This window comes from Streptomyces sp. MMG1533 (assembly GCF_001279775.1).
GTDB lineage: Bacteria > Actinomycetota > Actinomycetes > Streptomycetales > Streptomycetaceae > Streptomyces.
In genome coordinates this window covers 25,814-46,024 of the sequence record NZ_LGDG01000268.1, presented here as the reverse complement: position 1 = coordinate 46,024, position 20,211 = coordinate 25,814, and the positions used below count along the sequence as shown (strand labels likewise).

At 69.3% G+C, this 20,211-nt stretch carries 15 protein-coding genes and 3 tRNA genes; 10 read left to right on the top strand and 8 right to left on the bottom strand.

Annotated elements, in window-relative coordinates; genetic code table 11:
• Nucleotides 1-43: 43 nt before the first annotated feature.
• A complete protein-coding gene (locus tag ADK57_RS41005) occupies nucleotides 44-1,351 on the top strand; it encodes an RNA polymerase sigma factor (protein ID WP_053754823.1) in 1,308 nt (435 codons plus the stop codon).
• Nucleotides 1,352-1,561: 210 nt separating this feature from the next.
• Here ADK57_RS41005 and ADK57_RS41000 read toward each other — a convergent pair whose 3' ends face one another.
• From ADK57_RS41000 to ADK57_RS40985, 4 genes are all read right to left on the bottom strand, one after another.
• On the bottom strand, nucleotides 1,562-3,490 hold the full coding sequence (locus ADK57_RS41000; protein WP_053754822.1) for an ABC transporter ATP-binding protein: 1,929 nt from the start codon (nucleotides 3,488-3,490) through the stop codon (nucleotides 1,562-1,564).
• On the bottom strand, nucleotides 3,490-5,223 hold the full coding sequence (locus tag ADK57_RS40995; RefSeq protein ID WP_053754821.1) for an ABC transporter ATP-binding protein: 1,734 nt from the start codon (nucleotides 5,221-5,223) through the stop codon (nucleotides 3,490-3,492). Before ADK57_RS40995 ends, ADK57_RS41000 begins: the two co-directional genes overlap by 1 nt.
• Nucleotides 5,224-5,376: 153 nt before the next feature.
• A complete protein-coding gene (locus ADK57_RS40990; protein ID WP_053754820.1) occupies nucleotides 5,377-6,828 on the bottom strand; it encodes a xylulokinase in 1,452 nt (483 codons plus the stop codon).
• A gap of 51 nt (nucleotides 6,829-6,879) precedes the next feature.
• The gene (locus ADK57_RS40985; RefSeq protein ID WP_053754855.1) at nucleotides 6,880-7,188 is read right to left on the bottom strand and encodes a hypothetical protein; all 309 of its coding nucleotides are present in this window, start codon (nucleotides 7,186-7,188) and stop codon (nucleotides 6,880-6,882) included.
• Nucleotides 7,189-7,347: 159 nt separating this feature from the next.
• Between ADK57_RS40985 and ADK57_RS40980 the strand changes: the two genes are divergently transcribed.
• The 3 genes from ADK57_RS40980 to ADK57_RS40970 all read left to right on the top strand — a co-directional run bounded on the left by ADK57_RS40980 (nucleotide 7,348) and on the right by ADK57_RS40970 (nucleotide 7,749).
• Nucleotides 7,348-7,420 (top strand) — tRNA-Asn (locus tag ADK57_RS40980).
• 5 nt (nucleotides 7,421-7,425) lie between these two features.
• A tRNA-Asn gene (locus ADK57_RS40975) sits at nucleotides 7,426-7,498 on the top strand.
• Between the two features lie 177 nt (nucleotides 7,499-7,675).
• Nucleotides 7,676-7,749, top strand: a tRNA-Ile gene (locus ADK57_RS40970).
• 200 nt (nucleotides 7,750-7,949) lie between these two features.
• On the opposite strand, the gene ADK57_RS52685 is transcribed toward ADK57_RS40970, so the two are convergent.
• From ADK57_RS52685 to ADK57_RS40955, 4 genes are all read right to left on the bottom strand, one after another.
• A complete protein-coding gene (locus ADK57_RS52685) occupies nucleotides 7,950-9,035 on the bottom strand; it encodes a low temperature requirement protein A (protein ID WP_420711965.1) in 1,086 nt (361 codons plus the stop codon).
• Between the two features lie 73 nt (nucleotides 9,036-9,108).
• Nucleotides 9,109-9,960, bottom strand: a complete 852-nt coding sequence (locus tag ADK57_RS40965) for an alpha/beta fold hydrolase (RefSeq protein ID WP_053754819.1) — start codon at nucleotides 9,958-9,960, stop codon at nucleotides 9,109-9,111.
• 50 nt (nucleotides 9,961-10,010) lie between these two features.
• On the bottom strand, nucleotides 10,011-10,829 hold the full coding sequence (locus ADK57_RS40960; protein ID WP_053754818.1) for an oxidoreductase: 819 nt from the start codon (nucleotides 10,827-10,829) through the stop codon (nucleotides 10,011-10,013).
• Between the two features lie 154 nt (nucleotides 10,830-10,983).
• Nucleotides 10,984-12,414: an alpha/beta hydrolase gene (locus tag ADK57_RS40955; protein ID WP_234390567.1), complete on the bottom strand. Its 1,431-nt coding sequence runs from the start codon at nucleotides 12,412-12,414 to the stop codon at nucleotides 10,984-10,986.
• A 235-nt stretch (nucleotides 12,415-12,649) separates the two neighbouring features.
• On the opposite strand from ADK57_RS40955, the gene ADK57_RS40950 reads away from it, so the two are divergent.
• The 6 genes from ADK57_RS40950 (at nucleotide 12,650) to ADK57_RS40925 (ending at nucleotide 20,057) form a co-directional block, all read left to right on the top strand.
• Complete coding sequence (locus tag ADK57_RS40950) at nucleotides 12,650-13,228, top strand: TetR/AcrR family transcriptional regulator (RefSeq protein ID WP_053754817.1); 579 nt, start codon at nucleotides 12,650-12,652, stop codon at nucleotides 13,226-13,228.
• A gap of 1,207 nt (nucleotides 13,229-14,435) precedes the next feature.
• A complete protein-coding gene (locus tag ADK57_RS40945; RefSeq protein WP_053754816.1) occupies nucleotides 14,436-15,242 on the top strand; it encodes a sensor histidine kinase in 807 nt (268 codons plus the stop codon).
• On the top strand, nucleotides 15,239-16,000 hold the full coding sequence (locus ADK57_RS40940) for a response regulator transcription factor (protein ID WP_053754815.1): 762 nt from the start codon (nucleotides 15,239-15,241) through the stop codon (nucleotides 15,998-16,000). Before ADK57_RS40945 ends, ADK57_RS40940 begins: the two co-directional genes overlap by 4 nt.
• 159 nt (nucleotides 16,001-16,159) lie before the next feature.
• Nucleotides 16,160-17,188, top strand: coding sequence for an ABC transporter substrate-binding protein (locus ADK57_RS40935; RefSeq protein ID WP_053754814.1), 1,029 nt, complete (start codon nucleotides 16,160-16,162; stop codon nucleotides 17,186-17,188).
• Nucleotides 17,185-18,933, top strand: a complete 1,749-nt coding sequence (locus tag ADK57_RS40930; protein WP_107091776.1) for an ABC transporter permease — start codon at nucleotides 17,185-17,187, stop codon at nucleotides 18,931-18,933. Before ADK57_RS40935 ends, ADK57_RS40930 begins: the two co-directional genes overlap by 4 nt.
• Complete coding sequence (locus tag ADK57_RS40925) at nucleotides 18,930-20,057, top strand: ABC transporter ATP-binding protein (protein ID WP_053754813.1); 1,128 nt, start codon at nucleotides 18,930-18,932, stop codon at nucleotides 20,055-20,057. Before ADK57_RS40930 ends, ADK57_RS40925 begins: the two co-directional genes overlap by 4 nt.
• Nucleotides 20,058-20,211: the final 154 nt, after the last annotated feature.

The following is a 20,211-nucleotide window of genomic DNA, read 5'->3' as shown; positions in this document are numbered from 1 at the left end:
GCCCCTCGTGGCGGCGATGTGTCGTACTCCACACTGGGTTCCGGTGCCTGAGTCCTCGGAGCGCGGCCGGTCCGTCCCCAACGGATCCCACACCCCCGCGGTTCCGCTCATCGCGTACGGGACGGACAGCGGCGAGGCCGTCGACTCCGCTCCCGAAGCAGCGCTGCCGCACACCTCAGCAGCGATCATCCTGGAGGTCGCCCCCGTGCAGACCCAGACCCTCACCCAGACCGACATCAGTACCGACGGCACGGAATCGGACCCGGAGACCGACACTCTCGTCGCGGTCCCGCCGCAGAACCGTGCCGTGCACCACCCCGAGGCGGAGCCCGAAGCCCCGCCGGCCGACGCGCTGGAGAGCGCCGAGGCCCCCGAACCCGTCGAGGTCCCAGAGCCCGTCGAGGTCCCCGACCCGCGCCGTGGCCGCGCCGACAACAGCGCCCCCTCCTCGGACCTGTTCCGCCAGTACCTGCGGGAGATCGGCCGTATCCCGCTGCTCACCGCGGCCGAGGAGGTCGAACTCGCCCGCCGGGTCGAGGCCGGCCTGTTCGCCGAGGAGAAGCTGAGCAACACCCCCGACCTGGACAGCCAGTTGGGCCTCGACCTGGACCGACTGGTCGTCATGGGCCGGATGGCCAAGCGCCGGCTGATCGAGGCGAACCTGCGGCTCGTGGTCTCCGTCGCCAAGCGGTACGTCGGCCGCGGGCTGACCATGCTCGACCTCGTCCAGGAGGGAAACCTGGGCCTGATCCGGGCCGTCGAGAAGTTCGACTACGCCCGCGGCTACAAGTTCTCCACCTACGCCACCTGGTGGATCCGCCAGGCCATGTCCCGCGCCCTCGCCGACCAGGCCCGCACCATCCGCGTCCCGGTCCACGTCGTCGAGCTCATCAACCGCGTCGTCCGCGTCCAGCGCCGCATGCTCCAGGAACGGGGCTACGAACCGACGCCGGAAGAGGTCGCAGCCCACCTGGACCTGGCGCCCGAGCGCGTCAGCGAGGTCCTGCGCCTGGCCCAGGAACCCGTCTCCCTGCACGCCCCCGTGGGCGAGGAGGACGACGTGGCCCTCGGCGACCTCATCGAGGACGGAGACGCCGCGTCGCCCGTCGAGTCGGCGGCGTTCCTGCTCCTCAGGGAGCACCTGGAAGCGGTGCTGTCGACGCTGGGGGAGCGGGAGCGGAAGGTCGTACAACTCCGCTACGGCCTCGCCGACGGCCGCCCGCGCACCCTGGAGGAGATAGGCCGCATCTTCGGCGTGACGCGGGAACGGATCCGCCAGATCGAGTCGAAGACCTTGAACAAACTCCGTGACCACGCCTTCGCGGACCAGCTGCGAGGCTACTTGGACTGAGCCAGAAGTTCCTCGCCCCCGGCCCCCGCCGCCCCTTCCCGTCCCGTCCCTGGGGGCTGCGCCCCCAGACCCCCGCTTCGGCCTGAACGGCCTCGTCCTCAAACGCCGGACGGGCTGAAATTCAGCCCCTCCGGCGTTTGAGGAGCGGGGGTTTGGGGGGCGGAGCCCCCAAGGTCGGGAACGGGAAGGGGCGGCGGGGGCGAGGAAAGGTCAGTCCACCTCGGCCACCGCCTGCGCGAACTGCGCCTTGTACAGCCGCGCATACGCCCCGTCGGCCGCCAGCAGATCCGCGTGCGCGCCCTGTTCGACGATCGACCCGTTCTCCATCACCAGGATCGTGTCCGCGTCCCGGATGGTCGACAACCGGTGCGCGATGACGAACGACGTACGCCCGTGCGCGAGCTTGGCCATCGCCTTCTGGATCAGCACCTCGGTGCGGGTGTCCACCGAACTCGTCGCCTCGTCGAGCACGAGTATCACCGGGTCGGACAGGAACGCCCGGGCGATGGTGATGAGCTGCTTCTCACCGGCGCTGACCCCGCTGCCCTCGTCGTCGATCACGGTGTCGTAGCCGTCGGGCAGCGTCCGGACGAACCGGTCCGCGTGGGCCGCGCGCGCCGCCTCCTCGATCTCCCCACGGGTGACCTCGCGCGAGGCGCCGTACGCGATGTTCTCGGCGATCGTGCCGCCGAACAGCCAGGTGTCCTGGAGCACCATGCCGATCCCGGAGCGCAGTTCGTCCCGGGACATCGACGCGATGTCGACGCCGTCGAGGGTGATCCGACCGCCGGACACCTCGTAGAACCGCATGAGCAGGTTCACCAGAGTCGTCTTGCCGGCTCCCGTCGGCCCGACGATCGCGACCGTGTGACCCGGCTCGACCTTCAGTGACAGATCCTCGATGAGCGGCTTCTCGGGGTCGTACCGGAACGACACGTGCTCCAGCGCCACCCGCCCGCGCAGCTCCTCCGGCTTCACGCCCGGCACCGGGTCCGCCTCCTGCTCCTCCGCGTCCAGGATCTCGAAGATCCGCTCGGCCGAGGCGACACCCGACTGCACCAGGTTCGCCATCGACGCGACCTGCGTCAGCGGCATCGAGAACTGCCGCGAGTACTGGATGAAGGCCTGCACATCGCCGATGGACAGCGCACCGGCCGCCACCCGCAGCCCGCCGATGACCGCGACCAGGACGTACGTCAGGTTCGACACGAACATCATCAGCGGCTGCATGATCCCGCTGTTGAACTGCGCCTTGAAACCGGCCTCGTACAGCGCCTCGTTCTGCTCGGCGAACTGCTGCGCCGACTCCCGCTGACGGCCGAACACCTTCACCAGGCTGTGCCCGGTGTACATCTCCTCGACGTGCGCGTTGAGTTTGCCGGTGGAGCGCCACTGCTGCACGAAGTGCGGCTGCGACCGCTTGCCGACGCGGGTGGCGACGACGAACGACAGCGGCACGGTGACGAGCGCGACCAGCGCCAGCAGCCAGGACACCCAGAACATCATCACGAGCACACCGATGATGGTGAGCAGGGAGTTGATGAGCTGGCCCATCGACTGCTGGAGGGTCTGCCCGATGTTGTCGATGTCGTTGGTGGCCCGGGACAGCACCTCGCCGCGCTGTCGCTTGTCGAAGTACGACAGCGGCAGCCGCGACAGCTTCGTCTGCACGTCCTCGCGCATCCGGTACATCGTCCGGTTGACCGTCCGGTTCACCAGCCGGGTGGCCGCCAGCATCAGCAGACCGGCCACGACGAACACGGTCAGCGCGAGCAGCAGCACCTCCCCGACGGCACCGAAGTCGATGCCCTTGCCGGGGGTGAAGTCGGTGCTGCGGAGCATGTCGGCGACGGAGCCCTCGCCCCGCTCGCGCATGGACTCCAGGACCTCCGCCTTGGTCTCCCCGGCCGGCATCTGCCGCCCGATGATCCCCGCGAACACCAGGTCGGTGGCCTTGCCGAGGATCTTCGGCCCCACGACCGACAGAGCGACGCTCACCGTCACGCAGAACAGCAGCGCGTAGATGGTCAGCCGCTCGGGCTTGAACTGGGCGATGAGGCGTCTGCCCGACCCCTTGAAGTCCATCGAGTGGTGGTCGGGGCCGGTCCCCGCCATCATCCGCCCTGCAGGCCCCGCCATCAGGCAGCCTCCGCTTCCGTCAGCTGGGAGAGCACGATCTCCCGGTAGGTCTCGTTGTCCGCCATCAGCTCGTGGTGCGTGCCGGTGCCGACGACCCGGCCCTCGTCGAGGACGACGATCCGGTCGGCTTCCCGGATGGTCGCCACCCGCTGGGCGACGATCACGACGGTCGCCTCGGCGGTCTCGTCCGCAAGCGCCGCCCGCAGGGCCGCGTCGGTCGCGTAGTCGAGCGCGGAGAAGGAGTCGTCGAAGAGGTAGATCTCCGGCCGCTGCACCAGGGTGCGGGCGATGGCGAGCCGCTGCCGCTGACCGCCCGACACGTTCGTCCCGCCCTGCGAGATCGGCGCGTCGAGCCCGCCCTCCAGCCGGGAGACGAAGTCCTTGGCCTGCGCCACCTCCAGAGCGTGCCACAGCTCCTCGTCGGTCGCGTCGGGATTGCCGTAGCGCAGGTTGGTGGCGACCGTGCCCGCGAACAGGTAGGGCCGTTGCGGCACCATGCCGACCGTCTTCGCCAGCAGCACCGGGTCGATGGTCGCCACGTCCACGCCGTCGACGAGCACCTCCCCGTCGGTCGCGTCGAACAGCCGCGGCACCAGCCCCAGCAGCGTCGACTTGCCGCTGCCGGTCGAACCGATGACGGCGGTCGTCTCGCCGGGCCGGGCCACCAGGTCGATGGACTTCAGCACCGGCTCCTCGGCCCCCGGGTAGCGGAAGCCCGCCCCGCGGACCTCCAGATGGCCGTGCCGGCGCAGCTCGAGCACGGGAGCCGTCGGCGGGACCACGCTGGAGGAGGTGTCCAGGACCTCCTCGATGCGCTCGGCGCACACCTCCGCGCGCGGCACCATCATGAACATGAAGGTGGCCATCATCACGGACATCACGATCTGCATCAGATAGGCGAGGAACGCGGTCAGGTCGCCGATCTGCATCTCCCCGCCGTCGATGCGGTGTGCCCCGAACCACACCACCGCGACCGACGACAGGTTCACCACCGCCATGACCATCGGGAACATCAGCGCGAGCAGGTTGCCGGCGCCCAGGGCGGTGGCGGTCAGATCGGCGTTGGCCTTCCGGAACCGCTGCTCCTCGTAGTCGTCCCGGACGAACGCGCGGATGACGCGGTTGCCGGTGATCTGCTCGCGCAGCACCCGGTTCACCGTGTCCAACTTCACCTGCATGGACCGGAACAGGGGCCGCAGGGCACGCACGATGAGCGTCACACAGATGCCCATCACCGGCACCACCGCGACCAGCACCCCGGACAGCGGCACGTCCAGGCCGAGCGCCAGCACGATGCCGCCGACGCACATGATGGGCGCCGACACCATCAGCGTGAACGTCATCAGGGCCAGCATCTGGACCTGCTGCACGTCATTGGTCGTCCGCGTGATCAGCGAGGGCGCGCCGAACTGGCCGACCTCACGCGCCGAGAAGGACTGCACCCGGTCGAAGACGGCGGCCCGCAGGTCCCGGCCGAGCGCCGACGCGGTTTTCGCGCCGTAGTACACGGCACCGACGTTGCACACGACCTGCACCAGCGAGATGCCGATCATCACGGCGCCGAACGAGAGGATGTAGCCGGTGTCCCCCTTCACGACGCCGCTGTCGATGATGTCCGCGTTCAGCGTGGGCAGGTAGAGAGTGGCGCAGGTCTGCAGGAACTGCAGCAGCACCAGAAGGGTGATGGGTTTCTTGTAGGGCCTGAGATAGGTCCGCAGAAGTCGTATGAGCACGCTTGGTCTCTCGGAGTCGGCGGTGGGGGCGGGGTTGGTTGCCCCTGGCCCCTATCGTCGGACACTCCACCCGTGTTACCTCAACCGATTAAGCCGACAGCAGTGCTTCGTACGGCCTTCCGGGTGCGCCTCCTACCGGACTCTTACCTTCCGCTATGCCCGGAACGCCCCCGGATGCGTCTGCTCCCGCACCGACACGAACTGCTGCCGTACGGCCTGCCCCACCGCCAGCTCCTCACCGGGCTCAAGCACCTGCGCCGCCGCTCCCTGCCAGGCCGGCGGGGTGCGCGGGTCGAGACTCCCCTGCGACACGCCGAGCGCCCAGGCGGCCTGCCGGGCCGCGCCGATCGCCGCGTAGTCCGCCGGCTGCGGTACGACGACCTGCGCGCCGAACAGCGCGGGCGCCGCCGCCTGCACGGCGGGCAACTCGGCCGCCGCCCCCAGCAGGAAGACGCGCCGCACCTCGACCCCCCGGCCGCGCATCACGTCGAGCGCGTCCGCGAGCCCGCACAGCATGCCCTCGAACGCGGCCCGCGCCAGATGCTCCGGCTTCATCGACTCCCGCCTCAGACCCGCCAGCGTCCCGGCGGTGTGCGGCAGGTTCGGCGTCCGCTCACCCTCCAGATAGGGCAGCAGCACCAGCCCGTGCGCCCCCGGCGTCGACTTCATGGCCAGCTCGGAAAGGCTCTCCAGATCGGCCAGCCCCAGCATCTCGGCGGCGCCGCGCAGGGTCCGTACGGCGTTCAGCGTCGTGACGACCGGCAGGTGCATGCCGGTCGCGTCCGCCAGGGACGTGATCATCCCGCTCTGGTCGACGAGCGCCTCGGGGTGCACGGCCATCACGGACCCGGAGGCCCCGAGCGACACCACCGCATCGCCCAGCCCGAGCCCCAGGCCGAAGGCGGCGGACATCGTCTCGCCGGTCCCGGCGGAGATCAGCAGCCCCTCCGGAGTCGTACCGGCCGCGTCGGAGGGCCCGATCACCTCGGGCAGCATGACCTGGTGGCCGAGCGCCAGCTCGACGAGATCGGGCCGGTAGCCGCCGGTGGCGGCAGACCAGTACCCGGTCCCGGAAGCCCCACCGCGATCGGTGGTCCTTCTCACCGGCCGTCCGAGCAGCTGCCACACCAGCCAGTCGTGCGCCTGTAGGAGGACGGCGGTGCGCTGGGCGGCCTCGGGTTCGGTCTTGGCGAGCCAGCGCAGCTTGGCCACCGGCTGCGCGGCCTGCGGCACACTGCCCACGGCCTGCGCCCACGCCTCGCGCCCGCCGAGCGCGTCGACCAGATCGGCCGCCGCGACCTGCGCCCGCTTGTCCCCGCCGACCATCGCCGGCCGCACCGTGTTGCCCTGGGAGTCCAGCGGCACCACCGCGTTCTGCTGCGCGGACACGCCGATGGCCTGCACGCCCTCCAGCAGCCCGCCGCCGGCGGCCTCACCGAGGGACAGCAGCCAGGCCTGCGGATCGACATCGGAAGGCCGCCCGCTCTCGGCGTTCTCCACCGGATGCGGCGCATAGCCCTGCCTGAGCACGGCACCCGTGTCCGTGTCGCAGACGACGATACGAGTGAATTCGGGCGCACTGTCCAACCCGGCGACTATCCCCATGGCCAAAATTCTGCCGTACTGCGGGGGGTGACTGTGTCGGCTCGGCGGCCCCTACGTGTTACTGGTGCCCCAGTCGTCCTCACCGGCGCTGCCGTTCGCGTTGCGCTCGCGCAGGGACCGCACCCGCTGAGCCACCGAATCGGGGACCCGATCGCCCACCTTCTCGCTCACCGCGTGGTACGCCTTGCCCGCGAACTGGCGGCCCTGCTGCGCCGCGGTCTCGGCGGTGTTGCGGACGGCGGGGTTCTGCGCGACCTGGCGCGCGGACTTCTTCAACTGCTCGTAGCGCTCGCGTCCGGCCTTCGTGCCCAGCACGTAACCCAGAGCGAGTCCGCCGACGAACGTGAGCCGGTAGCGCATGACGGCCACCCTTCCCTCGTGTAGGTCTCCGGCGCGGCATCGGTGCCAGGGGGGAACCGATTGGCGGAGCACCCCCCTGCTTGCGCTAATGTATGTGTCGCAGCGAGCGCCCGCCCCCTGGCGAATACCCAGGTAGGTACGTTCGATGCAACGAGGCATTCCTCCGTAGCTCAATTGGCAGAGCAGCCGGCTGTTAACCGGCAGGTTACTGGTTCGAGTCCAGTCGGGGGAGCTCGGTCCTCCGTAGCTCAATTGGCAGAGCAGCCGGCTGTTAACCGGCAGGTTACTGGTTCGAGTCCAGTCGGGGGAGCATGCTGAACGAGGGCCCCGTAGGGGTCCTTTTTCATGTCCCGGGGAACCGGGCGCGACGCAGCGCGGTCCTCGAGATCGTGGACCCCGTGCGAAGTCGACCATCCGAAGCAGGAGATCGTATGAGCGGCTATGCTGCGGCAGACGGCGCGCACACATGTACGCGACACGCCGCTATGGGGCGGTAGCTCAGCCGGTTAGAGCAGCGGACTCATAATCCGTCGGCCGTGGGTTCGAGTCCCACCCGCCCCACTTCCGCAGGTCTCTGACCTGCGGAAACGTTCTTTTTTGGCTGGCGGAGCGTCAACTTTGCCTGAACGGACTGAATCCGCTGCTCGCGACTTCTGAGCGGGGCGAGGCTCTTACTCCCTCGCCGAGCAGACACCGCGCTGACCTGCGGAAATGCTGATGATCAGGAACTGTACCGGCGAGCTGGCAGCATCCTCTCGGCTTCATTTCGTGATCCTGGGGACGTGTTGGGGACGCAGGGTTTCGGTGGTGTCTGCTGGCCACCGTCCGCGGGCCCTCTGTCCGGCCGCCCGGGGAGCTTCCGTACGGGACTGCTGACCGAGTTCGGCCGCACCGTCGAGCCCGATCGCGTCGGTAGAGGGGCTTGAGGGGCTGGTGTGCGTTGGGCGGAAACTGCCCGAACAGAAAACGGCCCGGTATGTCCGATGATCCGTTCGACCACGGTACCGGCGTCGCCCCTCGCAGCCCATGGCTTCGTGACGCCGGAACGAAGCACCACGCCGGGTTACTACCGTGAGGGACGCTCGCAGGGTCTTCTCCGTGCGTGGATGTAGGTCAGGCGTTGAGGAAGTGGGGGGCCTCTGTTGCGAGGGGGCGGTCGTGAGCCGGGTGGATGGGGCCCGTGCCGTTGGACAGGGACCGGCCGGTGCCGTGGTGGGTGGGGGCGATGATCTCCGCGGTGATGGAGATCGCTGTTTCCTCGGCGGTCCGGGCGCCGAGGTCGAGTCCGATCGTCGGGAGTCCAGCCTGCGGCCGGGCAGCGGATGCGCCGCCCAGGTGCCGGCCAGCTCGACCAGGATCGCCGCGGCCCACCAGGTCAGCCGCGCGCCGCCGTCGACTGCCGCGCCGATCAGCCACAGAGGTGCGGCCCCGACGAACCAGACCAGGACGCGGAGGAAGTGCTCCTGATTAACCGGGTCGAGGCCGACGGTCAGCAGCCATACGGTCCGGCCGATGTGAATGAGCAGGAAGGTGGCGACGAAGACCCAGCCGGCGTCGCCGAAGGCTCGTGGGATCGCGGCGTTCATGAACAGCCCCGCGAGCATGACGGCCAGCAGCATCCGCCTGGTCCGCGGGTTCTCGGCTGGGACGAGGGTGACCGCCCAGGTGGTGTACGCCCACGCCGCATAGACGGCGAGGTAGAGCACAAGCGCCTGGGCGGCGCCGGTCCAGGTGGGATGTACGAGGAGCCGGTGCGACAACTGGCCGATCGCGAAGACGTAGACCAGGTCGAAGAACAACTCCAGCGGCCTGACCTCCCGGCGCGCCGGGTCGCTGGTCACCTGCACGATGACTCTCCTCGGTGCGGGAGGCGTCCCGACTTTGTCGTGCCTCCTGTGGGGCCGGTGTCCGTGTGAACGGTCAGTCGGCGAGGAAGGCGCTCACCTGGCCGGCGAAGTCCTCGGCGTGTTGGAAGAGGAAGGCGTGCCCGGCGTCGCTGTAGGCGACGAGGGTGGCGTCGGGGACGTACTGGACGGCGGTGTAGGACGCCAGGGCGGGGATCATCGCGTCCTTGATGCCGGTGGCGTACAGAACGGGCTGCCGGATGGTTGCCAGGTCCGCGCGCACCTGCTCGAAGGGGATCGACGCGTCCTTCTGGATCGCGGCGATCTGGCCCATGGCCGCGGCCTCGGACACGTCGGGGCGTCCGGTGGCCAGCCGGGTGGCCACCCTGGCGAGGTGTTCGTACCCGGCGGCGCGTCCGGTGTCCGTCTCGGGGAAGAACAGGAAGACCAGGTCGTCCCCGGTGTTCTCGGGCTTGGTCATGGTGGCCCGCACCTTCGGGTCCGGGTCGGGGGCGCCGGGCACCGTGCCGCCGGGGTTGGCGGCCGCCACGACCAGCTTGCGCACCAGGTCGGGCCGAAGGCGGGCGATGTGCTGGGCGGTGGTGCCGCCCAGGGTCCAGCCGAGCAGGTCCACCTGCGGCAGGCCGAGGGCCTCGATGAACTCGACGGTGCCGTTGGCCATCCCCTCGACCGAGTCGCGCGGGGTGCCGGTGGTGTAGCCGGTGCCGACGTTGTCGAACACGATCACGTCATGGCCGGCGGCGAGGTGGTCCAGGAACTCCGGGTCCCACCAGTCGAGGGTCCCGCGGACCCGGTTCAGCAGGACCAGCGGGATACCGCCCCGCGGGCCGATGCGCCGGTAGGTGAACGTCGCGGAGGGTCCTTCCACGGTGAGGTCCTCGGCCGCGTCTGCAATGTATGTGCTCATGGCGGGGTTCGCTTTCCTGTCGATGTGTCGTGGAGGTCTTCTGGGAGTCGTCAGGCGGGCAGGTGGTTGAGCTTGCGCAGCTGCTGGTCGAACATGCGGGAGGGGACCATGCGGCGCATGGTGCGGACGCGTCCGGTCATGGCGCCGGCGGTGTAGCGCAGCTTGGGCTTGGCGTCGGTGGCCGCCGCGACGATCTCCTTGGCGACGACGGCGGGGTCGTCGCCGCCCTTGACCGCGCCGGCCATGTACTCCTCGAAGGCGAGCCGCCGCTTGGCGTAGACGTCCAGGGGCTGGTCGGGCCGCACGGTGGCCGCTTCGATCGCGGTGTTGGTCCAGGCGGGTTCGACGAGCAAGGACCGTACGCCGTACTCGCGTACCTCGTGGTCGACGGACTCCGAGTAGCCTTCGACGGCGTGCTTGGAGGCGGCGTAGACCGCCATGTAGGGCTGCGGGATGAACCCGACGATGGACGAGATGTTGATGATCCGTCCGCTGCGCTGGGCGCGCATGTGCGGCAGGACGGCGTTCGTCATGCGGATGACGCCGAAGACGTTGATGTCGAAGAGGCCCTGCGCCTGCGCGGCGGAGCTTTCCTCGGCGGCGCCCGCCGAGCCGATACCCGCGTTGTTGACCAGGACGTCGATCCGCCCGAACCGGTCGATCACCTCGCCGACCGCAGTGGTCACCGAATCGTCGCTGGTCACGTCCAGGTCGAGGAAGGTCACGCCCTTCACAGGGGTGACGTGCACGGTGTTGCGGCTGGTGCCGACCACGTCGTAGCCCGCCGCGGCCAGCGCGAGCGCGGCTGCCTTTCCGATGCCGGAGGACGCACCCGTGATGAGGGCTACCGGTCGTGTCGTCGTTGCCATTTCGGACTCCTGACTCAGGGGATCGCGTGTGTCTTGCCGTGTAGGGGATCGCTTCCGACGTCCCCTCAATCGGTTTCACCAATGTATCAGATTTACCTGTAGTGGCAACAGCAGAGCATCAATTAATCGGTTATCCGTGGCGTCAACGTATCCTCTACGGAGGGTCAACGGATGGGCTGACGCTGCCGGGCAGGGGTCGTTCCAAGGTGCCGCCGGCTCCATGAAGCAGACCTGCGGACGGCGGGCTGAGCTGCAACGACGTGTTGGGCCGGGCGGACACGCAGGCCGTCGCCGTGACGGCCAGGACGACGCACCGACCCTTTCGTGGCCAGCACGCGCCGCCGGCCGCGGGGCGCCTCAGTCGCCCATTGGGCCCATGGCTTCGATGGCGGCGCAGATGTGAGCGAATGGTCTGGGGTGCGCAGTCGTGACGCGGAGGGCTGCGAGGGCGCCGGCGGGACTCTCTGCGTGGCTCTGCCCCGCCGGACGGGGCTCCGGCGGGGCAGGTGTGTTGATCGGCCGTCACCGTGTGCGGTGTCGGTGACCGTCTCGCGGTGATGGATTGATGGGTTGTCAGTGGTCGAGGAAGGTGTTCACCTCGGCGCCGAACTTGGCGGCGTACTGGAAGAGGAACCCGTGGCCGGCGTTCGGGTAGATGCTGAGCTGGGCGTTGGGGAGGTGCTTGGCCAACAGGTGGGAGTTCTTGGGGGGGCATCAGGATGTCGCTGTCCCCGTCTGCGACCAGCGTGGGCTGGAAGAGGGCGTTGAGCCGCACCAGCTTGGACTTGTCCGGGATGCCCCACTCCGACATCGCGGTGAGCTGCGCGTCGCGGGTCTGGAGGCTCGCGGGCGCGTCGTGGTCAGTGGTGCGCTGGCCGAGGCGCTGCAGGAACTCAGTTCCGGCGGCCTGGCTGGATGCGGTGTTCTTGAAGAACAGGAAGAGGAGGTCGGCAGGGCCGGGGTTGTCCGCCAACACGCTCCCCAGCACCTTGGGGTCGGACGCCCTCTGGTCGACCCCGCCCTGCGGGCCGGTGCCGGCCAGGACGACGCGACGGACCTGCCAGGGGCGCCGCAGGGCGACCTCCTGAGCCACCTGGCCGCCGAGGGAGAAGCCGAACAGGTCGTAGCGGGGCAGCTTGAGGGCGTCGATGAAGTCGATGGCGTCCAGGCTCATCTGCTGGATGGTGCTGGGTGTGGTGCCGGTTGAGCCGCCGACGCCGACGTTGTCCACGAGGATGACCTCGCGCTTGGCGGCGATGGTGTCGATGAGCTTGGGGTCCCAGTTGTCGAGGGTGCCGCGGTAGTGCTGGAGGAAGATCAGGGGCACGCTGCCGGCGCTGGGGTTGCCGAAGCGCCGGTACTGGTAGGTGACGCCGTTGGCGGCCTTGACGCGCAGGTTGGGGGCGGTGGCGGCGCTCTGGGGGCTCTGCGTCTGTACGGCCGCGTGACGGGTGACGCTGGAGCTGTCGCTCACTGCGCTCGCCACACTCGGCGCGGCGCCGGCGACGGCGGCGACGACCGACAGGGTGGCCAGCGCCACTGCGGTGCGTCGGGAGACACGGGTGCGTAGCTTCGTTGTAGGCATGCCAATTCCTTGAGTCGGGCTCGGATGTCTCCTCCGGCAGGGGAGACGGGATACCGGTCGTGCGCGACGGTCGTGCAGATGCCCGCTCCGTCGGTGCGGCGCGATCCCTTAACGGTGTCACTAAGGTATCAACTATCGCCAGAGTTGCAACATCAGAGAATCAATTAATGAGATACCCGTAGCGTTCCCGTATCCTCTACAAGGGACCGGGTAGCGAACCAGACAGGAGACAGACATGGGCCGAGCACTGCGGGCAGATGCCGAGCGCAGTGTGCGCGCGATTCTGGAGGCGGCCGAGCAGGTCTTCGCCCAGGACGCCGGCGCCTCCATGGAACAGGTCGCCGAGGCGGCGGGACTGACCAGGATCACCGTTCACCGCCGCTTCGCGAACCGGCAGGCCCTCCTGGAGGCGCTCGCCGTCTCCGCCAAGCAGCAGCTCATCGACGCCATCGAGGAAGCCCGGCCGGACGCCGCTCCCGCACTCGTGGCGCTGCATCGAGTGACGGCGAACGTCCTACGGGTCAAGAACACCTGGCGCTTCACCCTCAGCCACGCCACCGCTCACACACCCGCCGCAGCCGTCCTCTGGGGCGAGATCAACACCCACACCGTCGATCTCATGAACCGGGCGCAGCGCGAGGGGCTACTCGCCCCGGACGCAGACCTGGAGTGGACGCGGCAGGTGTACTACGCCCTCCTCAGCGAAGCCATCAACAGGCCCGGCGCGGAGCAGGACCCTGCCGCGCAGGACCCGGACGCACTGGCCACGCTCGTCATCGACACCCTCCTGCACGGCGCAGGACCACGCGGCTGAGCCGCAACTGCTCGGCAGGCGCCGGAGCCACCGATCGGCTGCCGTCGCCAAACATGTCAGCGCCACTCACGCCTGGTGGCACTGCTCGGCCTTGACGGCCACGCGGACGCAATGTGGGAGCACCTCGGCCCTGCTCCCCGCATCGCAAGGTTTGGGCCCCTGCGTACGGCAGGGCTACCTGCAGCCACGGCCGCTGGAGGTCCGTCCCGAGGTTGGGTGGGAGCTGCTGTGCGATGGAAGGGGAATCCGCTGCGGGCAGGGTCGAAATCCCCCTCCGAGCTGGCGCGATCGCATGTTGGCCCCGTGCCATTTTTGCCGTGCGACGGAGTTGGGGACGCATTGGGGACGCAAGGACAGGAACAGACTGACAAAGGCCAAGGGTTGTCGACACAGGTCACCCCATCTGACCTGCAAAAACGCCACGGATCGGCTTAGAAATGCAAGGACCGCCAAGATCCTCAAAGGACTCATAATCCGTCGGCCGTGGGTTCGAGTCCCACCCGCCCCACCATGCACGCCTGTGACCTGCGGAAACGTCTCAGCAGGGGCGCGGATTCAGGACTTTGGGCCAACGGACTGAATCCGCTGCTTGCGAGTTCAACGCTTTTGTCGCGGAGGGATGTTGGGGGCGCTCTGACCGGCACAGACGTCTAAGCCCACTGCTGGCGCGAGCCGCTGCAGACGGGCTGCACGGGTGGCTGGACGCCGCAGTCGGGACGCTGATGGGACGCAGGTAATCGAAAAGGGTTGCCTGGGGACCTGCGCTTACGCCGCTCTGGCTGCCGATGACGAGGTCGGTGCGGTGTGTGGCTGTCGGCCACTGGGGTGCTGTGCAGCGTCTGGACCGCTGGTCTGCTGCGGCGGCCCGAGTTGGGCGCCGGGTAAACGGCCCGTACCGAAAACGGTCCAGCTCGTTGGCCAGTCGGGGCGGACGCGACATGCGCTCGGCCCACCGGACCGGCGCCATGGCGTGGGGCAACGCCGTCATGCCGGTGTGAGGCTCGGGCTCCCGCTGTGCTTTCGCGAGTTCTACTGCCTGAGGTCGATCACGCCGGGCCTTCCCGGGCGCGGGTCCGAAGACGACACCCGGACCGGCCCCCATGGTCTTTCGGTTCTCCGTGGAGACCCCTTTGTCCCGGCGCCGATGCCGTGCACAATGCACGGGACCCCGCCCCACGTGCGGCGGAGGTCCTGAGGAGGACGTGTCATGGTCACCGTCTGGTGGCTGCCGGCGGCGGCATTGGCCGGTGCGGGTGCCGCCGCGCTGCTGACGCTCATACGCATGCGCCGCACCGCCGCGTCCGGGGTGGCTCAGCTGGCCCAGTTGGAACAGCTGGTGGAGCGCCGGGCGGAACAGGTGACCGCGCTCAGTCATGAGCTGCGCACGCCCCTCAGCATGATCAAGGGTGCGGTGGATCTGCTGCGGGAAGGGACCCCGGGCCCGCTGACAGCGGCGCAGGAGCGGTTGCTGCAGGTCGCGGACCATCAGTCCACGCAGGTCATCGGCCTGTGCGAGAGCCTGCTGATCCAGGCGAAGATCGAGGCGGGCCTGTTCACACCCCGTATGGAGAAGGTGGACGTGTCGGTGGTGGCGCGAGACGTCGTCACCGCGATGCGGCCGCTGTGCGCTCAGCGCGGGCAGCGAATCAGCCTGGACGTGCCGCAGGTGATGCCGCGGATCCCGGCGGACCCGATGCTGCTGACGCAGGCGCTGACGAACCTCTTGTCGAACGCGAGCCGGTTCACCACCACGGGTGGCAGTATCGACGTCCGGGTCGCGCTCATAGACACCGGAGTCGCCGTGTACGTCACCGACGACGGCGCCGGCATGACGCGGGCCGAGCGGCACCGGCTGTTTCAACGCTTCGCCACCGGGCGGCCCCTGGCTGACGGGACCGGTCTCGGTCTCGTGATCACGAAGACCGTCGTGGAGTTGCACGGAGGGGAAATCATGGTGCACACCGCGTCCACCCGCGGGACGACGTTCCTGCTGACCCTGCCCGATGCGTCATGACGGCTCCGGCGGACTCGGCGGGCGGGCCCACCGCGCTGGTGGTCGACGACGAGCCGCAGATGACGATCATCATCGAGTACGCCCTGCAGACGCAGGGATTCACCGTGCTCACCGCACATGACGGCGCCACGGCGCTGAACCTGCTGCGGACCCGGGCCGTCGACCTGGTCGTGCTGGACGTGATGATGCCGGCGATGGACGGGATCACGCTGTGCGGACGCATCCGGGCCCGGTCGGACGTGCCGGTCATGCTGCTCACCGCGCTGTCCCAGCACGAAGACGTCATCGTCGGCCTGGAGAACGGCGCGGACGACTACGTGACCAAGCCGTTCCATCCCCGTGAGGTGGCGCTGCGCGCCCAGGCACTCGTGCGCCGCCACCGCCGGGGCAGCGGCGCGGCGGTGCGCGTCGGCCGGCTGGTGATCGACCCGGTCGCGCAGTCGGCGACCCTGGGGCGGCACCGGCTTGACCTGCCGTTCACGGAGTTCAAACTGCTCACCCAGCTGGCCTCCCGGCGGGGTGTGCCGCAGTCCTGGCAGGACCTGCTGCGGGAGGTATGGGGTACCACGGACCTGCTGGGCGGACGGGACGTGGTCAAGTCCACCGTGTACCGGCTGCGCTCGCGGCTGGCGGGGGTCCCGGGCGGCTCGGCGTACATCCACACGCTGCGCGGGGTCGGCTATCTGATGCCGGATCTGCCGGTGGACGCCCGGGACAGCGATCCGGTCGGCGAGCCGGACGGGACGTCTGCTGGGTGACGGCGCTGTCACCGGGGATCACTCCGCCGTCACCGGCACCCCGTTCACGCGCTCCTAATCTTGCCGAAACATCGCTCGGCCGAGCCTGTCCGGCTCGAAAATGCGGAGGTCAACGTCGTGACAAAGGGAAGACGGTCGCGCCGCGGCGCAACACTGACGATGGCGCTGGCGGCTGTGGTCGTGGCGACTGCGAGCGGTTGTGCGCGGGAGGCCGATGACGTCGGCGCCGCTCAGGACGGCGGCGTGGTGCACGTCGCCTGCGGCGCGACCGAGGAGTGGTGCGCCGCCACCACCGAGCAGTTCGCCAAGACCACCGGGGTGAAGGCCGACTTCGTCCGCCTCTCCAGCGGCGAGGCGCTGGCCCGTATCCAGGCCGGCAAGGACAACACCGAGTTCGACGTGTGGTACGGCGGACCCGCTGACGGATTCGCCGCCGCGGGCGACATGGGCCTGCTGGAGCCCTACGCGTCGGCGAACGCGAAGGTCATCCCTGCTCAGTACAAGGACGCCTCCGGTCTGTGGACCGGCGTCTACGTCGGCGCGCTGGGCTTCTGCAGCAACGGAAAGCTGCTGAAGGAGAAGGGCCTCAGCGCCCCGAAGTCCTGGGCCGACCTCCTCGACCCGAAGCTGAAGAAAGACATCGGCATCGCGCATCCGTCCACCTCGGGCACCGCGTACACGGCCCTGTGGACGCAGGTCCAGCTGGCCGGCGGCGACGAGGACAAGGCGCTGAAGTACATGCGCCGACTCCACCCGAACGTGCTGCAGTACACCAAGTCCGGCTCGGCGCCGGCGCAGATGACGGCACGCGGCGAGGTCGCCGTCGGCGTCATCTTCTCCCACGACTGCATGGCCACCAAGGAGGAGGGATTCCCCGACCTCGAGGTGACCTTCCCGTCCGAGGGCACCGGCTACGAGACCGGCGGCGTCGCGCTGATCAAGGGCGCCAAGAACCCCACCAGCGCCAGGAAGTTCGTCGACTGGGCGCTGACCCCCGAGGCGCAGGAGATCGGCCCCGGCGTGAAGGCGTACCAGTTCCCGACCAACCCGAACGCCAAGGTGTCGGACAAGGTCGTCGACCTGGACAGCATCAAGCTGGTGAAATACGACGCGGGCGCCGCCGGGGCGGCCAAGGCGGCGCTGACCAAGCGGTTCGACGAAGAAGTCGCGCAGGCGCCGAAGTCATGACCACGATGCTTTCCGACCGCGAGCCGGCCACCTCGACGGAGGTGGCGGCTCCGCGGCGGCGCCGCCGGGCCGACCCGGGCGTCCGAGTCCTGATCGTCGCCGTCGCCCTGCTGGTGGTGATCGGCGCGGTCGTGCCGCTGGTCGCGGTGCTCGCCACCGCCTTCGCGCCGGACGCGCTCCCCCGCTACGCGGAGTTCTTCACCTCGTGGGTCGACCTCGCCATCCTGCGCAACACCCTGGTCCTCGGCGCTCTCGTCGGCCTGTGCGGAACGGCGCTGGGCTTCCTGTTCGCGTTCGTCCAGGCCAGGCTCGATGTGCCGGGGAAGAAGATCCTGCACGTCATCGCCCTGATACCGATCGTCAGCCCGCCCTTCGCGGTGGCCACGGCCACCGTCGTGCTGTACGGCCGGCGCGGTGTCATCAGCCACGGTGTGTTCGGTGTGGAGTACGACATCTACGGCCTCGACGGGCTGGTGTTCGTGCTGTCGCTGTCGCTCTTCCCCGTGGCGTACCTGGGGCTGCTCGGCATGCTGCGGGGTCTGGACCCGGCACTGGAGGAGGCGGCCATGAACATGGGCGCCTCCCGGTGGCACGTCCTGCGGACGCTGATACTGCCGCTGGTGGCCCCCGGTCTGGTCGCGCCGTTCCTGCTGCTGTTCGTGGAGGCGATCGCCGACCTGGCCAACCCCTTGGTGCTGGGTGGCGACTACACCGTCCTCGCCGGCCGCGCCTATCTGGCGGTCACCGGTGAGTACGACATCACCGGCGCCGCGGTCTACTGCGTGATCCTGCTCGTGCCGTCGCTGGCGATGTACTTCGGGCAGCGCCGGTGGATCAACCGGAAGGTGCGTACGACGATCACCGGCCGTCCGTCCGGCAGCGTCCACCTGATCGACGGCTGGGCGCGGTGGCCCGTCTACGGGCTGGCGCTGCTGGCCTCCGCGGTGATCCTGAGTCTCTACGGCACGGTGATCGTCGGCTCGGTGACCCGGGTGTTCGGCGTCGACAACACGTTCACGCTGGACTACCTCAAGGAGGTCGTCGCCGGCGTGGGGGTCGAGGCCGTGCTGGACACACTCAGGTTCGCGGCCATCGCGACGCCCGTCGCGGGCCTCGTCGGTCTGGTCATCGCCTGGCTGGTCGTGCGGCACCTGGACCGCACGGCCTGGCTGCTCGACCTCGGCGGCACGCTGGGCGTCGCCGTTCCCGGCACCGTGCTGGGCATCGGCTTCGTGCTGGCCTACCGGCCGGACCGGTGGATCGGCCCGGTGCACGCGTTCCCGAGCCTGGTGGGAGGCAGCGCCCTCGCCGGTGGTGCGGTCGCCATCGTCCTGGCGTACATCGTCCGCAGCGTCCCGGCGGGCCAGCGCACCGCAGTGGGTTCGCTCACGCAGCTGCACCCCTACATCGAGCAGGCGTCGACGGACCTGGGCGCGAGTCCGCTGCAGACCTTCCGCCGGGTGACACTTCCGCTGATCCGGCCGGCGCTGCTCACCGGGCTGAGCTACAGCTTCGCCCGCAGCATGACCTCCGTCTCGACGATCGTCCTGCTGGTCACACCAGAGACGAAGATCATCACGTCCCAGGTCCTCAGCGCCGCCAGCACGGGCCGGTACGGCGTCGCCTTCGCCTACTGCACGGTGCTGACCGCACTCGTGCTCACCGGCTTCGCACTCATTCGCGTCCTCGTCGGCACCGGCGCCGCCCTGCACCGCACCGCCACCTCCGAAAGGCAGAAGACATGACCGCCGCCGCGCCCGAACTCACCACCGCGCCACCGCGCGAGGCCGACAGCGGACACCTGCGGCTCGACGCCCTGACCAAGCGGTTCACCGGCCGCTCCGGCACCGTGACCGCCGTGGACAGCGTGTCCCTCGATGTCGAGCCCGGGGAGTTCATCACCCTGCTCGGCCCGTCCGGCTGCGGCAAGACCACCACCCTGCGCATGGTGGCCGGCTTCGAGGACTCCTCCAGCGGCAGCATCCTCCTCGACGGCAAGGCCATCGACGCCATGCCCCCGCAGCGCAGGCCCATGGCGATGGTGTTCCAGAGCTACGCGCTGTTCCCGCACCTGACCGTGGCAGAGAACATCGCCTACGGGATGCGACTGCAGCGGCGCTCCCGCGACGACATCGCCACCAGCATGAGGATGGCCGTCACCAGCATGAACCTGGTCGGTCTGGAGGACCGCAGCCCGCACGAGCTGTCCGGCGGCCAGCAGCAGCGGGTCGCACTGGCCCGTGCCCTGGTGGTGCAGCCGAAGGTACTGCTGTTCGACGAGCCACTGTCCAATCTGGACGCGAAGCTGCGAGACGCGATGCGGGCGGAGATCCGGCGCATCCAGAAGATGTTCGGCATCACCAGCATCTATGTCACCCACGACCAGGACGAGGCGATGAGCATGTCCGACCGCATCGTGGTGATGAACAAGGGAAGGGTGGAGCAGGCCGCCACGCCGGGCGAGATCTACGCCCGGCCGGCCAGTGTGTTCGTCGCCGACTTCATCGGCCGGGCGAACTTCCTGGAGGCGGTGCCCGAGCAGGTCGGCGGCGGCAGAGCCACCGTGACCGTGCTGGGCCGACAGCTCACCGTCGCCGCGCACCCCAAGGTGAGCGCCGACGCCGCCGCGTACCTGATGGTGCGGCCGGAAACGGTCAGCCTGTCCGCCGTCATCGACGGCGGCACCGGCATCGGCGCGGTGCTGCGCTCCACCTTCCACGGCGCCACGATCGACTACGAGGTGGAGACGACCGCCGGCACCGTCACCGTCACCGAGCCGGGCGTCGACCCACGGGAGGCACTGGCCGAAGGAACCAACGTCGACGTCACCTTGGACCAGGACCGGGCCTACCTGCTCACGCGGGACTAGACGATCAATACCGATGCGGGTGCCCGGCCGACAATGCCGGGCACCCTTGAGCCCGTAGTGCGACGACCGGCGCTCCGGCGCCCCTTCCGGCGGCGCGATCGCCCGCGACTGGATCGTCCAGGGCTGGTTGAGCCGTACAGCTCCCGAGGCGGTG

Excerpts from the sequence above, each read along its gene's own strand:
- ADK57_RS40965 (WP_053754819.1), bottom strand. The coding sequence starts at position 9,960 with ATGAGCACATACATTGCAGACGCGGCCGAGGACCTCACCGTGGAAGGA.
- ADK57_RS40945 (WP_053754816.1), top strand. The coding sequence starts at position 14,436 with ATGGTCACCGTCTGGTGGCTGCCGGCGGCGGCATTGGCCGGTGCGGGT.
- ADK57_RS40940 (WP_053754815.1), top strand. The coding sequence starts at position 15,239 with ATGACGGCTCCGGCGGACTCGGCGGGCGGGCCCACCGCGCTGGTGGTC.
- ADK57_RS40930 (WP_107091776.1), top strand. The coding sequence starts at position 17,185 with ATGACCACGATGCTTTCCGACCGCGAGCCGGCCACCTCGACGGAGGTG.
- ADK57_RS40985 (WP_053754855.1), bottom strand. The coding sequence starts at position 7,188 with ATGCGCTACCGGCTCACGTTCGTCGGCGGACTCGCTCTGGGTTACGTG.
- ADK57_RS40990 (WP_053754820.1), bottom strand. The coding sequence starts at position 6,828 with ATGGGGATAGTCGCCGGGTTGGACAGTGCGCCCGAATTCACTCGTATC.
- ADK57_RS40925 (WP_053754813.1), top strand. The coding sequence starts at position 18,930 with ATGACCGCCGCCGCGCCCGAACTCACCACCGCGCCACCGCGCGAGGCC.
- ADK57_RS40955 (WP_234390567.1), bottom strand. The coding sequence starts at position 12,414 with ATGCCTACAACGAAGCTACGCACCCGTGTCTCCCGACGCACCGCAGTG.
- ADK57_RS41000 (WP_053754822.1), bottom strand. The coding sequence starts at position 3,490 with ATGGCGGGGCCTGCAGGGCGGATGATGGCGGGGACCGGCCCCGACCAC.
- ADK57_RS40935 (WP_053754814.1), top strand. The coding sequence starts at position 16,160 with ATGGCGCTGGCGGCTGTGGTCGTGGCGACTGCGAGCGGTTGTGCGCGG.
- ADK57_RS40960 (WP_053754818.1), bottom strand. The coding sequence starts at position 10,829 with ATGGCAACGACGACACGACCGGTAGCCCTCATCACGGGTGCGTCCTCC.
- ADK57_RS40950 (WP_053754817.1), top strand. The coding sequence starts at position 12,650 with ATGGGCCGAGCACTGCGGGCAGATGCCGAGCGCAGTGTGCGCGCGATT.